Annotated in this window: 15 protein-coding genes; 12 read left to right on the top strand and 3 right to left on the bottom strand. The window is 64.6% G+C overall.

Annotated elements, in window-relative coordinates; all coding sequences use genetic code 11:
- Positions 1 to 26 precede the first annotated feature (26 nt).
- Complete coding sequence (gene argF, locus NG898_RS01225; RefSeq protein ID WP_024974875.1) at positions 27 to 953, bottom strand: ornithine carbamoyltransferase; 927 nt, start codon at positions 951 to 953, stop codon at positions 27 to 29.
- 368 nt (positions 954 to 1,321) lie between these two features.
- Here argF and NG898_RS01220 point away from each other — a divergent pair, with 368 nt between their 5' ends.
- Positions 1,322 to 1,645, top strand: a complete 324-nt coding sequence (locus tag NG898_RS01220; RefSeq protein ID WP_252690751.1) for a DUF3579 domain-containing protein — start codon at positions 1,322 to 1,324, stop codon at positions 1,643 to 1,645.
- A gap of 144 nt (positions 1,646 to 1,789) precedes the next feature.
- On the opposite strand, the gene rpsT is transcribed toward NG898_RS01220, so the two are convergent.
- On the bottom strand, positions 1,790 to 2,056 hold the full coding sequence (gene rpsT / locus NG898_RS01215) for a 30S ribosomal protein S20 (protein WP_004631753.1): 267 nt from the start codon (positions 2,054 to 2,056) through the stop codon (positions 1,790 to 1,792).
- 314 nt (positions 2,057 to 2,370) lie between these two features.
- Between rpsT and murJ the strand changes: the two genes are divergently transcribed.
- Together murJ and NG898_RS01205 are read left to right on the top strand one after the other, a co-directional pair.
- Positions 2,371 to 3,924 (top strand): murein biosynthesis integral membrane protein MurJ, encoded by a 1,554-nt coding sequence (gene murJ, locus NG898_RS01210; protein ID WP_252690750.1) that lies wholly within the window; start codon positions 2,371 to 2,373, stop codon positions 3,922 to 3,924.
- Positions 3,924 to 4,769 (top strand): SirB1 family protein, encoded by an 846-nt coding sequence (locus NG898_RS01205; protein ID WP_147213398.1) that lies wholly within the window; start codon positions 3,924 to 3,926, stop codon positions 4,767 to 4,769. Before murJ ends, NG898_RS01205 begins: the two co-directional genes overlap by 1 nt.
- 3 nt (positions 4,770 to 4,772) lie before the next feature.
- Here the strand turns inward: NG898_RS01205 and NG898_RS01200 are convergent, their stop codons facing one another.
- On the bottom strand, positions 4,773 to 5,420 hold the full coding sequence (locus tag NG898_RS01200) for a VTT domain-containing protein (RefSeq protein WP_092972586.1): 648 nt from the start codon (positions 5,418 to 5,420) through the stop codon (positions 4,773 to 4,775).
- Positions 5,421 to 5,546: 126 nt separating this feature from the next.
- Here NG898_RS01200 and mutL point away from each other — a divergent pair, with 126 nt between their 5' ends.
- The 9 genes from mutL (at position 5,547) to NG898_RS01155 (ending at position 13,056) form a co-directional block, all read left to right on the top strand.
- Positions 5,547 to 7,448 (top strand): DNA mismatch repair endonuclease MutL, encoded by a 1,902-nt coding sequence (gene mutL / locus NG898_RS01195; protein ID WP_252690749.1) that lies wholly within the window; start codon positions 5,547 to 5,549, stop codon positions 7,446 to 7,448.
- A 6-nt stretch (positions 7,449 to 7,454) separates the two neighbouring features.
- The gene (gene miaA, locus NG898_RS01190; RefSeq protein WP_252690748.1) at positions 7,455 to 8,432 is read left to right on the top strand and encodes a tRNA (adenosine(37)-N6)-dimethylallyltransferase MiaA; all 978 of its coding nucleotides are present in this window, start codon (positions 7,455 to 7,457) and stop codon (positions 8,430 to 8,432) included.
- Entirely contained in the window at positions 8,429 to 8,956 is a 528-nt protein-coding gene (locus NG898_RS01185; RefSeq protein WP_092972581.1) for a GNAT family N-acetyltransferase, read from the top strand. The genes miaA and NG898_RS01185 overlap by 4 nt, the downstream gene beginning before the upstream one ends.
- A gap of 80 nt (positions 8,957 to 9,036) precedes the next feature.
- Positions 9,037 to 9,777, top strand: a complete 741-nt coding sequence (locus tag NG898_RS01180; protein ID WP_252690747.1) for a 2OG-Fe(II) oxygenase — start codon at positions 9,037 to 9,039, stop codon at positions 9,775 to 9,777.
- Between the two features lie 10 nt (positions 9,778 to 9,787).
- Entirely contained in the window at positions 9,788 to 10,444 is a 657-nt protein-coding gene (gene alkB, locus NG898_RS01175) for a DNA oxidative demethylase AlkB (RefSeq protein ID WP_252690746.1), read from the top strand.
- Between the two features lie 15 nt (positions 10,445 to 10,459).
- Positions 10,460 to 11,110: a DNA-3-methyladenine glycosylase family protein gene (locus NG898_RS01170; protein ID WP_252690745.1), complete on the top strand. Its 651-nt coding sequence runs from the start codon at positions 10,460 to 10,462 to the stop codon at positions 11,108 to 11,110.
- A 112-nt stretch (positions 11,111 to 11,222) separates the two neighbouring features.
- Positions 11,223 to 12,308 (top strand): bifunctional DNA-binding transcriptional regulator/O6-methylguanine-DNA methyltransferase Ada, encoded by a 1,086-nt coding sequence (gene ada / locus NG898_RS01165; RefSeq protein ID WP_252690744.1) that lies wholly within the window; start codon positions 11,223 to 11,225, stop codon positions 12,306 to 12,308.
- A 5-nt stretch (positions 12,309 to 12,313) separates the two neighbouring features.
- On the top strand, positions 12,314 to 12,577 hold the full coding sequence (locus tag NG898_RS01160; RefSeq protein ID WP_252690743.1) for an Ada metal-binding domain-containing protein: 264 nt from the start codon (positions 12,314 to 12,316) through the stop codon (positions 12,575 to 12,577).
- 38 nt (positions 12,578 to 12,615) lie between these two features.
- Complete coding sequence (locus NG898_RS01155) at positions 12,616 to 13,056, top strand: hypothetical protein (protein WP_252690742.1); 441 nt, start codon at positions 12,616 to 12,618, stop codon at positions 13,054 to 13,056.
- Positions 13,057 to 13,103 lie beyond the last annotated feature (47 nt).

Genomic DNA, 13,103 nt, shown 5'->3' with positions numbered 1-13,103 from the left:
CTTTTTCTATGGCGTCAGGCTCGAGTTTAGTAACGACCGCAGAGCAAGTATTCCATCAGCGCCTTCTGCACGTGCAGGCGGTTTTCCGCTTCATCCCACACGACGCTTTGCTTGCCGTCGATGACGGCCGCTTCGACTTCCTCGCCACGGTGCGCGGGCAGGCAGTGCATGAACAGCGCATCGGGTTGCGCGCGCTGCATCATCGCCTCGGTGACCATCCAGTCGCCGAAGGCCTTCTTGCGCGCTTCGTTCTCGGCTTCGTAGCCCATGCTGGTCCACACGTCGGTGGTCACCAGATGCGCGCCGTCGCACGCTTCAAGCGGGCTTTCAAACACATGCACAAACGGCAAAGCGGAATCGGCCACCATGGCCGGATCAAGCTGATAGCCCTTCGGTGCAGAAAAATGGAAGCGGAAGCCGAGAATCTCAGCCGCCTGGATCCACGTGTACGCCATGTTGTTGGCATCGCCCACCCACGTGACGGTCTTGCCCTTGATGGGGCCGCGCTGTTCGATGAAGGTGAAGATGTCGGCCAGCACCTGGCACGGGTGGTATTCGTTGGTCAGCCCGTTGATGACCGGCACGCGCGAATGCGCGGCAAAACGTTCGATGATCTCCTGCCCGAAGGTGCGGATCATGATGATGTCGGTCATGCGGGAGATGACCTGCGCCGCGTCTTCAATCGGCTCACCGCGGCCCAGTTGGGAATCGCGCGTGTTCAGGAAGACCGCGTGGCCGCCAAGCTGATGAATGCCGGCTTCGAACGACAGGCGCGTACGCGTGGAATTCTTCTCGAAGATCATGGCCAGCGTGCGGTCGTGCAGCGGGTGCCACGTCTCGTAGTTCTTGAACTTGGCCTTGAGGATCGCGGAACGGTCCAGCAGGTATTCGTACTCTTCCAGCGAAAAGTCCTTGAACTGCAGGTAGTGCTTGATCGAGCTTGGTGGGTTCATAAAACAACGAAGGCGGCCTGCAGATGACGCACCGGAAGCATCCCGTGACACGTCGCCCTAGCCGCCTTGCCTGTTGAAGATTCAGCCCATCATACGGGATCGCCACCCGTTTGGCGAGTTTCGCGCCTGCGCGGGCCGCTACCACAAAGGCCCGGGTGAAAGGCCGATGAAAGTCTTATATAAGATATAATACTCGCTGCTTCGGATGCCCCAACCGCCCGCAAACCGGCACGACGAGCCGGTCCGTCCGGTTCACGAATCGGCAACCAGGCAGGCGCATCATCCGCACCACAAGTGCACCCCGCTCGAACGTTGCAGCACCCGCACGGTCGAAGTCGTTTGCAAATCTCCACAGCCCCACGCAGTCCATGGCAGCCAACCCTCGCCAATTCTTTATCCAGGGCGTCACCCGCGACGGAAAGACCTTCCGCCCGAGCGACTGGGCCGATCGGCTGTGCGGCGTGATGGCGCAGTTCCGCCCCGCCGGTGATACCGGAGATCCGCGCTTCACCTATTCCCCCTATGTGCGCCCCGTCATGTCGGGCGGCATCCGAAGCGTGTTCGTGGACGAGCGCCTGCGCGACATCGAACCCAAGGCGCTAGATTTCGTGCTGAACTTCGCGCACGACAACAACCTGCAACTTGTGGAAGCCTGCATCCTGCCCGAAGGCGGCGCTCCCACGAAAAGCTAATCCGCCAAGAACATCGCTCCGCGTAGCGCCTCGCACATTGCAGGCGCGCAGAATGCAAAAAGCCCGTCCGAAGACGGGCTTTTTTATCGTCGGAGCGCGACGTTGCGTGTCGCGCCATGCCGGCTAGGCCGGCATCACCCGAACTTAGGCAGCCATTGCCTTGATGGCAGCGGACAGACGCGACTTGGCGCGTGCAGCCTTGTTCTTGTGGACGATCTTCTTGTCAGCGATGCTGTCGATCGTGCTTTGAGCAGTCTTGAATGCAGCAGCTGCGGCAGTCTTGTCGCCAGCGGCCACAGCTTTGCGGACGCCCTTGATTGCGGTACGCAGACGCGAGCGCAGAGCCGAGTTGTGAGCGTTCTGAACGACGGCTTGGCGTGCGCGCTTGCGTGCTTGTGCGGTGTTTGCCATGGAAAAATCCCTGAAGAAACGGTAGCAAGCGCCCCGGGAGACACGGAAGGCCGAAGCGCGCAAATTGGTGAAAGACGGCAATTATACGCAGACTTCCGCGCCCAACGCAAACCCTGTTGTGAAATCACCCGGATAAAGGCAGTTTGCGGCTTTTGCGGCACTTTTGGGCACATGGCGAGCCGGTCCCTATAATACGGCCGCAATTGTGCCCTCCGGCCACGTCAGTCACGCGGGCGCGAACCCCGCATGGCGCCGTCGGTCAGACCGCCATCGCCGTGTTTGCCTCCCAGGCGGCGCCCAACCACGCATTCATCTTGAATCTCCTCAAAACACTTGCCACGATCAGCGGCCTGACGATGCTCTCGCGCATCACCGGGCTTATCCGCGAAACGCTGATCGCCCGCGCCTTCGGTGCCTCGGTGTACACCGATGCCTTCAACGTCGCCTTCCGCATCCCGAACCTGCTACGCCGGCTTTCGGCCGAGGGCGCGTTCTCGCAGGCGTTCGTGCCGATCCTGGGCGAATTCAAGAATCGCCAGGGGGAAACCGAAACACGCGCATTGGTCGACTCGGTGGCCACGGTGATGACGTGGTTCCTGGTGGTCATCTCGGCGCTGGGCGTGATCGGCGCCCCGTTGATCGTCACCGCTGTCGCGACGGGCTTCAAGGCGCACGAGAACCAAGCCTATATCTCGGCGATCTTCATGACGCGCGTGATGTTTCCGTACATCGGGCTCGTGTCGTTGGTGGCGCTGGCATCAGGCATTCTCAATACGTGGCGACAGTTTGCGGTGCCCGCTTTCACGCCGGTGCTCCTGAACCTGTCGTTCATCGTGGCAGCGGTGTTTGTGGCGCCGTACCTCGAAACCCCTATCTACGCACAGGCCTACGCGGTGATGGTGGGCGGCATCCTGCAGCTGGCCATTCAGGTCCCGTCATTGCGACGCGTGGGCATGCTGCCACGCGTGTCATTCAATGTGCGACAAGCGTGGCACCACCCGGGCGTGCGGCGCGTGCTTAAGCAGATGCTGCCGGCCACGCTGTCGGTGTCGGTCGCGCAGATCAGCCTGATCATCAACACCAACATTGCATCGCGCCTACCAACGGGTAGCGTGTCGTGGCTGAACTACGCCGACCGGCTGATGGAATTCCCGACCGCGCTGCTGGGCGTGGCGCTCGGGACGATCCTGCTGCCAAGCCTGTCGAAGGCAAGCGCCGACAACAACCGTGAAGAGTACTCGTCACTGCTCGACTGGGGCCTGCGGCTGACCGTGCTGCTGGCGGTGCCTTCTGCGGTGGGGCTGTTCGTGTTTGGCGCGCCGCTCACAGCCACGCTGTTCCACTACGGCAAATTCACCGGCATGGACGTCGAGATGACGCGCCAAGCGCTGACGTCGTACGGCGTGGGACTCATCGGGCTGATTGTCATCAAGATTCTGGCGCCGGGCTTCTATGCGCGGCAGGACATCCGCACGCCGGTGAAGATTGCGCTGGTGGTGCTGGTGGCGACGCAGTTGTCCAACTATGTTTTCGTGCCGATTTTCGGACACGCCGGGCTGGCGCTGTCGATCAGCTTTGGCGCAACCATCAATGCGGCGCTGCTGTTCTTCGGCCTGCGCCGGCGCGGCTATTACCATCCGCTGCCGGGCTGGGGACTGTTCATCGCGCAGGTGATGTCTGCCGTACTGCTGCTGGCGGGCGTGCTGCTGTGGCTTGCGCACAATTTTGATTGGGTGGGACTGGGCTCCAAGCCACTCGTGCGCATCGCGCTGCTCGGGGCAAGCCTGGTCCTGTGCGCGGTGGTCTATTTCGGTACACTGTGGCTCACCGGATTGAAGTTTTCCACGTTCCGAAAAAAGGCCATCTGATGACCACTAAAGTCCTCGATTATTTTTCGGCCCTGGTCGCGGACGACGACAGCATTCCCCTCACAGAAACCGCCCTGTCGATTGCGCAGGACGCGTATCCGGATCTGGACCTGCAGGCAGAGCTTGCCGCCATTGACGTGCTTGTCGCGCGAATCAAAAACCGCATCGCCGATGGCACGCCGGCCATCCAGCGCCTGCGCCTGCTTAATCAGTTCTTCTATCGCGAGCTGGGCTTCGGGCCCAATGCAAACGATTACTACGATCCCGAGAACTCCTATCTGAATGCGGTGCTGCAGAGCCGGCGCGGCATTCCGATCTCGTTGGCCGTGCTGCTGATGGAGATCGGCCAGCAGATCGGCCTGCCGCTCAAGGGCGTGTCTTTTCCGAACCACTTCCTGGTGCGTATGAGCATTCCTGCGGGCGAGGTCGTGCTGGATCCGCTGACGGGCCAGACGTTGTCGAAGGAAGAGTTGCAGGACATGCTCGACCCGTACCTGGAGAAGGAAGGCATCGAAGACCCGAACACGGTGCCGCTCGGGGTGTTCCTGCAGGTGGCCACGCACCGCGAAATCATCGCGCGCATGCTGCGCAATCTGAAGGCGATCTATCTGCAGGAATCGCGCTGGCAACGCCTGCTGGCGGTGCAGCAGCGTCTGGTGATTCTGCTGCCTGACTCGATCGAGGAAGTGCGCGACCGGGGGCTGGCCTACGCCAACCTGGAGTGCTTCCGGCCTGCGCTGGAAGACCTGGAAGCCTACGTCGATGCCCGGCCCGATGCAGCCGATACAGCCAAGCTCAAGGAGCGCATGCCAACGCTGCGCGCCATGAGCAAGAACTTGAATTGACGCCTATTTCGGGGTCACAGCGCCCCGACGGCGCCTGAGCAGCTTCCACAGCCCGCCCAGCGCCAGCGGCACGATCGCCGCGCCCAGCCCGATGAGAACAATCGTGTTCAGGTGGTCACGAATGATGGGTACGGCGCCAAATGCCTCGCCCGCCAATACCAGGATCGCCACCCACAGCACAGCGCCGATCATGTTGAAGAGCTGGAACTTGGCAAACGTCATCTTCGACACGCCGGCCACGAAGGGCGCGAATGTTCGCACCACCGGGATGAAGCGCGCCATCACCAGCGTTTTGCCGCCGTGGCGCTCGTAGAAGCCATGCGTTTTCATCAGCGCTTCGTGATCGAGGAAGCGGATGTGACCGTCGAATACCTTGGGGCCGATCCAGGAGCCAACGAAATAGTTGACGGTATTGCCCGTGACGGCGGCAGTCACCAGCAGCACGATGAGCAGCCAGGCGTCCATCTGACCCGTGGCGCACATGGCGCCTGCAATGAAGAGCAGCGTGTCGCCGGGCAGGAAGGGCAGCACCACCAAGCCGGTCTCGGCAAAGACGATGGCAAACAGCAGCACGTAGACCCACGCGCCGTACTGCTGAATGAGCAGTCCCAACGATTTGTCGACATGCAGAACGATGTCGACCAGTTGCATCACGATATCCAAACCAACCCCCGATTGAGCAGCGGGGAATGATACCGGATGTCAATTAATTTTCCCCTTGCGCTTGCCGGGCTTGCGTCGGTGCGCCACACAGGGCGTGACATTTATAATGCCGCGATGACTTCCGCCTCGACTTCCCGCCGCCCCATCCGCCCGCTTCCCGACCAGCTGATCAGCCAGATCGCGGCCGGCGAGGTGGTCGAACGGCCCGCGTCCGTGGTCAAGGAGTTGCTGGAAAACGCGCTGGATGCCGGTGCCACGCAGTTGCAGATCAAGCTGGAGGAAGGCGGCGTGCGGCGCATTGCCATCACCGACAACGGCGGTGGCATTCCGGCGGGCGAATTGCCCGTCGCGCTGATGCGGCATGCGACCAGCAAGATCGGCTCGCTGGAAGAGCTGGAATCGGTGGCGACGCTGGGGTTTCGAGGCGAGGCGCTGGCCTCGATTGCCTCGGTGGCGGAACTGACGCTCACGTCGCGTACGGCCAACGACGCCCACGCCACGCAGATCATTGCACAAACCGGGCGGGCGCAGCCGGCTTCGGGCGGCGTCGGCACCACGGTCGATGTGCAGCATCTGTACTTCAACACGCCGGCGCGCCGCAAATTCCTGAAGACCGAGCAGACCGAGCTGGGCCACTGCATGGAGGTGATCCGCCGCACCGCGCTCGCGCGGCCGGACGTGGCCATCTCCGTGCATCACAACGGGAAACCGCTGGAGCATTGGAACGCCACGCAGGCGGACTCGCGCACCGCCGCCGTACTCGGCACCGAATTCGCCCGGGCGCGATTGCCCTTCGAAGAATCTGCCGGCGAACTGCGTTTGTTCGGCTTCGCGGGCCTGCCAACCGCCTCGCGCGGCCGGGCTGATCATCAGTTCTTCTACGTCAACGGCCGCTTCGTGCGCGACCGTTTGCTCACACACGCCGTGCGCAGCGCCTATGAAGACGTGCTGCACGGTGACCGTTTCCCCGCCTACGTGCTGTGCCTGGAGTTGCCGCCCGAAGCGGTGGACGTGAACGTGCATCCGTCCAAGATCGAGGTGCGCTTCCGCGACAGCCGCGCGGTGCACCAGTTCGTCTATCACGCGGTGCAACGCGCGCTGTCCCGCCACGCCGGCGAACAGGGCGACAGCCTGCGCACCGACATTACCGATGCGCCCGAGGTTGCCGGGGTTACGGCAGCGCCTTCGCCTACCGACAACACCACGCGCTGGATCAACCAGATGGCTGCGCGACAGACGTCGCTCGGCATTGCGCAGCCGCGTGCGGAATACCTGTCGATGATGCGCGGCGATAGCGCGCCCATGCCGGCGAGCCGCCCCGCGTGGATGACCGACGTGCCGAGCGCCGCAACGTTATTCGACGGCGGCACCGCGACTGTCCAAGCGCCCGCCGCCGTTGCAGAGCAGGCTGCAGCGCCACAGGCCGATGACGATCATCCGCTCGGTTTTGCCGTGGCCCAGTTGCATGGCATCTACGTGCTGGCGCAGAACACGCGCGGCATGGTGCTCGTCGACATGCATGCCGCGCACGAGCGCATCCTCTACGAACAGCTCAAGGCCGCGCTCGAAACCAAGCGCGTCGAAGTGCAGCCGCTGCTGATTCCGGTCACGTTTGCCGCAAGCCCGGTGGAGATCGGCACCGCGGAGGAATTTCGCGACACGCTCACGCTGCTCGGCTTCGATATCTCCGCCGTGTCGCCCACCACGCTGGCCGTGCGATCGGTGCCAACCCTGCTGCAGAAGGCCGATGCGCAGGCGCTCGCCCGCGACGTGCTGCGCGATCTGCACGCCTACGGCGGCTCGCGCGTGTTGGCCGAACGCCAGAACGAACTGCTCGCCACGCTGGCGTGCCACTCCGCCGTGCGCGCCAATCGCCGCCTGAACCTGGACGAGATGAACGCACTGCTGCGCCAGATGGAAGCGACCGAACGCGCCGACCAATGCAACCACGGCCGCCCGACGTGGATTCAGTTGACCGTGGCTGACCTGGATCGTCTCTTCCTGCGTGGCCAGTAAATTCCGATGATTGCTTCTGCTGCAAGCGCCCCGCGCGCGATTTGCCTGCTGGGGCCCACGGCGTCCGGCAAGACCGCCGCCGCATTGAAGCTGGCCGAGCGCTGGCCGGTCGAGATCATCAGCATGGATTCCGCGCTGGTGTATCGCGGCATGGACATCGGCACCGCCAAGCCCAGCGCCGAAGAACAGGCCGTCGCGCCGCATCACCTGATCGACATCATCGATCCGCTCGATGCGTATTCCGCCGCGCAGTTTGCCAATGATGCGAGCGCGCTGATCGACGCCATCCGCGCACGCGGCCGGCTGCCGCTGATCGTCGGCGGCACGATGCTGTATTACAAGGCGCTCACACAAGGTCTCTCCGATTTGCCCGGCGCCGATCCTACCATCCGCGCAGAGATCGATGCCGAAGCCGCCCGCGACGGCTGGCCGGCCCTGCACGCGAAGCTCGCAACGGTCGACCCCGTAACGGCCGCGCGATTGCACGCGACCGATGCACAGCGCATCCAGCGCGCGCTGGAGCTGTATCGGCTGACGGGCCAACCGATGTCCGCCCTGCTCGCCCGCGAGGTCGGCGCGAATGCGTTCCAGCAGCACGATGCGGCGGCGCCGTATCTGACGATCGCGCTTGAGCCCTCCGACCGCCTCGTGCTGCATGCGCGGATTGCGCAGCGCTTTGATGCGATGCTCACCGGCGGCCTGCTCGACGAAGTAGAGCGCTTGCGCCGCCGCGGCGATCTTTCGCCCACACTGCCGTCCATCCGCTGCGTCGGGTATCGCCAGGCCTGGGCTTACCTCGAAGGCGAAATCGACATGGCCGCCCTGCGCGAACAAGGCATCGCCGCCACGCGCCAGCTCTGCAAGCGCCAGATCACCTGGCTGCGCAGCACGCCCGAGCGCCACGTGGTCGATTGCCTCGCGCCCGATTACGTCGACCAGGTCGCGCGCCTGGTCCAAACCTCACTGGAATCGCAATCACAATGACCGCCACCACAGCGACTAGCTTCACGCTGCGCCCCGCCACCCCCGATGACTGCGCCTCGCTCGTTCGCCTGATCTCTGCGCTGGCCGAGTACGAAAAGCTCACGCACCTCGTGCAGACCACGCCTGACGCGCTGGCGACGATGCTGTTCGGACCGCGCCCGTATTGCGAGGCGGTGCTGGCGGAAGTCGATGGCCGGGCCGTGGGCTTTGCGCTGTTCTTCCACAACTTCTCGACCTTCCTGTGCAAGCCGGGCCTGTATCTGGAAGACCTGTTCGTGGAGCCCGAATACCGCGGCCTGGGCATCGGCAAAGCACTCCTGATCCACCTCGCGCGTCTGGCGCAAGAGCGGGACTGCGGCCGCTTCGAGTGGAGCGTGCTCGACTGGAATGCGCCGTCCATCGCCTTCTACGAAGCCATGGGCGCGGATGTGCTGCCCGAGTGGCGCATCTGCCGCGCCACCGGCGACGCGCTGACCAAGCTGGCCGCCACGACCATGCCCGCCAGCCTGGCCGCACAGGCCTGAATTTGACCGCAAGCTCCGGAGTGCCGCGCGCACTCCCGTGAGCGTAGGCTTGGCATATCGAATCTCCGAGCGGAGCGCATATGCCGCATTCCACTGCCGCCGCGCATGTCAGCGCGGGGGACCATCCCAATTTTGATGACATCGACTGGCATGCCGTTGAGGACGCCCTCAATGAGGTCGGCAGCGCCGTGTTGCCCAGCCTGCTCACGCATGACGCGTGCGACGCGCTGGCCGCACTGTACCCGCAGGATCACCTGTACCGCTCGCGCGTGGTGATGGAACGCCATGGCTTCGGGCGCGGCGAATACCAATACTTCGCCTATCCGTTGCCGGAACTGATCGCGCAGTTGCGCGCGTCGCTCTACCCTCCGTTGGCGACCATCGCCAACCGCTGGAACCAAGCCATGGACATCGACGTGCGCTATCCGGCCAAGCACGCCGATTTCCTGCGCCGCTGCCACGAAGCCGGCCAGTTGCGCCCCACGCCACTGATCCTGCGATACGGCCCCGGCGATTACAACTGTCTGCATCAGGACCTCTATGGCGAGCACGTCTTCCCGCTGCAGGTGGCCATCCTGCTGTCCGAACCGGGCCTGGATTTCACCGGCGGCGAGTTCGTCATGACGGAGCAGCGCCCTCGGATGCAATCGCGGCCGGAGGTGGTGCCACTGCGCAAAGGCGATGCAGTGGTCTTTGCGGTGCACCATCGCCCCGTACAAGGCACGCGCGGCACGTATCGCGTGAACATGCGCCACGGAGTGAGCCGCTTACGTTCAGGCCAGCGGCATACTGTGGGCATCATCTTCCACGACGCACTGTAGCCAGCTCATCATGACGACCGGCGATCTGTTTGCCGACCACGCACCCGTTGACGACGCGTGCATCGCGCTCGGCGAGGCAGCGTTTGTGCTGCGTGGCTTTGCGCTGGCAGATGCGCCGGCCCTGCTGGCGGCGGTGGACGCCATCGCGCAGCAGGCAGCGTTCCGTCACATGGTCACGCCGGGCGGCTTCGAGATGTCGGTCGCGCTCACCAACAGCGGCACGCTGGGCTGGACGTCAGACCGCCGCGGCTACCGCTATTCCACGCTCGACCCGCTCACGGGCAACGCGTGGCCACCGCTCCCCGATGTCTTCCTACGCCTCGCACGCAACGCCGCCGCTGAATCGGGCTTCCCCGGCTTCACGCCGGACGCCTGCCTCATCAACCGCTATGTGCCAGGGGCGCGCCTGTCACTGCATCAGGACAAAGACGAGCAGGATTACGGCGCGCCCATCGTCTCCGTGTCGCTCGGCATGCCAGCCGTCTTCCTATTTGGCGGACATCGCCGCGCCGACAAAACGCAGCGCATTCCGCTTTTTCACGGGGATGTCGTCGTCTGGGGTGGCCCGGACCGCCTGCGCTATCACGGCGTAGCGCCGCTCAAAGACCACCCGCACGCACTGCTGGGCAGCCAGCGCATCAACCTCACGTTCCGCAAGGCCGGCTGACCGGCAAATCAGCGCATGACCATCGCCGCAGACCTGTCCGAAAGCGCCTACCGGCAAGCCGCAACCTTTCTAGCCACGCTGGACGAAGACTGGGCCCGCCATATCGCCGCCATCGGCCCGTGCCGCCATGCTGCCAAGCCTGCGCGCGAACCTTATGAAGCGCTGATCCGCGCGATCGCCTATCAGCAGTTGCACGCCAAAGCCGGTGGCGCCATCCTCGGACGTTTTCTCGCGCTCTACCCGACCACGGCTTTTCCTGCACCGCAGCAGGTGCTCGCCACAGACGAGGCAGCCCTGCGCGCCTGCGGTTTCTCTGCGACCAAACTGGCGACCATTCGCGGCATTGCACAAGCCGCGCTCGACGGTGTCGTGCCCACGCGCGAACACGCGCTAGCCATGCCAGACGAAGCGCTCGTCGATCGCCTGGTGACGCTGCGCGGGGTTGGCCGGTGGACGGTCGAAATGCTGCTGATCTACACGCTGGAGCGCTCGGACATCCTGCCTGCAGACGACTTCGGCGTGCGCGATGGCTACCGACGTCTGAAGCGGCTCGACGCCACGCCCACACGCAAGCAGATGGAGACGATTGGTCTTGCATGGAGCCCGTATCGAACCGTTGCGGCTTGGTATTTATGGCGTGTGCCTGCCAACGCTTCAGGCCCGTGAACGCGTAGGACGGGTGACTCGTGCGGCGCTTCGAATTTGACAGCAAGACGCGGAGTGCCCGGCCAGACGGACGTACCTACAGTACAGTCATCGCAGTCCACTGGATGACGCCATGCAAACCTCCGCCCGCCCCGTACCGGACACCACCCTCGTTGAACACGACCCGCGCTGGACTCGCGTGCTGGCGCGCGATGCCTCTGCCGACGGGCAATTCGTCTATGCGGTGAAGACCACCGGCGTGTATTGCCAGCCGAGCAGCCCGTCGCGCCTGCCGCGCCCGGAGAACGTCGAATTCTTCGACACGCCGGCCGACGCAGAAGCCGCCGGTTATCGCCCGAGCCGCCGCGCCGCCCCGGATCAGACCACCGTGCGCACGCAGCAAACCGCGCTGGTCGCACAGGCCTGCCGCCGCATCGAGGCAGCCGACACGCCGCCCACGCTCGACGCGCTCGCGCAAGACGCTGGCCTGAGCCCGTATCACTTCCATCGCCTGTTCAAGAGCGTCACGGGCCTCACGCCCAAGGGTTACGCCGATGCGCATCGCGCCCGCAAGCTGCGCGCGCAACTGGGACGCGGCAGCACCGTCACCGAGGCCATCTACGACGCCGGATTCAACGCCAGCAGCCGCTTCTACGAGGCGTCCGACAACGTGCTCGGCATGACGGCCAGCCGCTACCGCGCCGGTGGCGCCCAGACGACGATCCGCTTCGCGGTGGGCGAATGCTCGCTCGGTTCGATCCTGGTGGCGCAGAGCGATCGCGGCATCTGCGCGATCCTCATGGGCGACGATCCCGACGCCCTCGTGCGCGATCTGCAAGACACGTTCCGGAAGGCCGAACTCATCGGCGGTGATGCGGGCTTTGAGGACTTGGTTGCCCGGGTGGTGGGGCTGATCGAGGCGCCATCCATCGGGCTGGAACTGCCGCTGGATGTGCGCGGCACCGCGTTCCAGGAGCGCGTGTGGCAAGCGCTGCGTGAAGTGCCGCCGGGCAGCACCACAAGCTACGCTGAGATTGCCGCGCGCATCGGCGCGCCCAAGGCGGTACGCGCGGTGGCGCAAGCCTGTGCGGCCAATCACATTGCGGTGGCGATCCCGTGCCATCGCGTGATCCGCAGAGACGGCAACACCTCGGGCTATCGCTGGGGGGTGGAGCGCAAGCTGGCGCTGCTGGAGCGCGAAGCGCAATCCGCCGCATAAACCGCGTGAGAACGTGGACCCTCATCGGCGCGGATGGCCAGCCCTATGAGAGCGCCGCGCCCGGCACGCTGGGCGGGCATCGGCGCGCGCGCATCTATGGTCGGCTCGATTGCGCAGCAGCACGCCGGGCCATCGAGCGCGGCGGTTATATACGCCACCGCGTGTTCTTCCTCAACGAAGCCGACGCGCGTGCCGCCGGCTACCGGCCGTGCGCGGTGTGCATGCCGCAGGCGTATGCGGCATGGAAAAAATCCGCCAGTTGCGGGTAAAGTCGTGGGCTGAACATCGCCGACACGCTCCGCACATCATGACCAAATTCCTGCTGCTTGCCGCGTTCACCGCTCTCGCGCTGGCGGGCTGCGGCCGCTCCGACGACGCGCACAAGCCTGCCGCGCCCGCTCCAGCTTCCGCACCTGCGGCCCCCGCCCCTGGCGCGTCCAACGCGGCCAATGCGCCGACTGCCAGCGCGCCCGCCGTCAGCGAGGCCGAACAGGCAAAGGCCGTCGATCTGGCCCGCGCCGCCATCGAAAAGTACAAGCTGACCACCCTGCCGCAGGAGTGCCTGTCGTTCCTGGTAGACCGCGCCGACGACACGCACAACAGCGTCGAAGTGCTGGAAAACCACACTCCCGCGTGCGGCGGCGACCCGAACACCGCGCCGCGCGTGGTCACGCTGCTCATCGACAAGAACACCGGCGCGCTGCAGAAGGACGACCCGGCCAGCGGCGAATATGTCCCGCTCAAATAAGCGCCCCCAAGACAGCGCGCATAAAAAAACCGCCGAGGCATTCGGCG

Source organism: Ralstonia mojiangensis (assembly GCF_023955645.1).
Taxonomy (GTDB): domain Bacteria; phylum Pseudomonadota; class Gammaproteobacteria; order Burkholderiales; family Burkholderiaceae; genus Ralstonia; species Ralstonia mojiangensis.
This window is presented reverse-complemented; position numbering and strand designations above follow the sequence as displayed.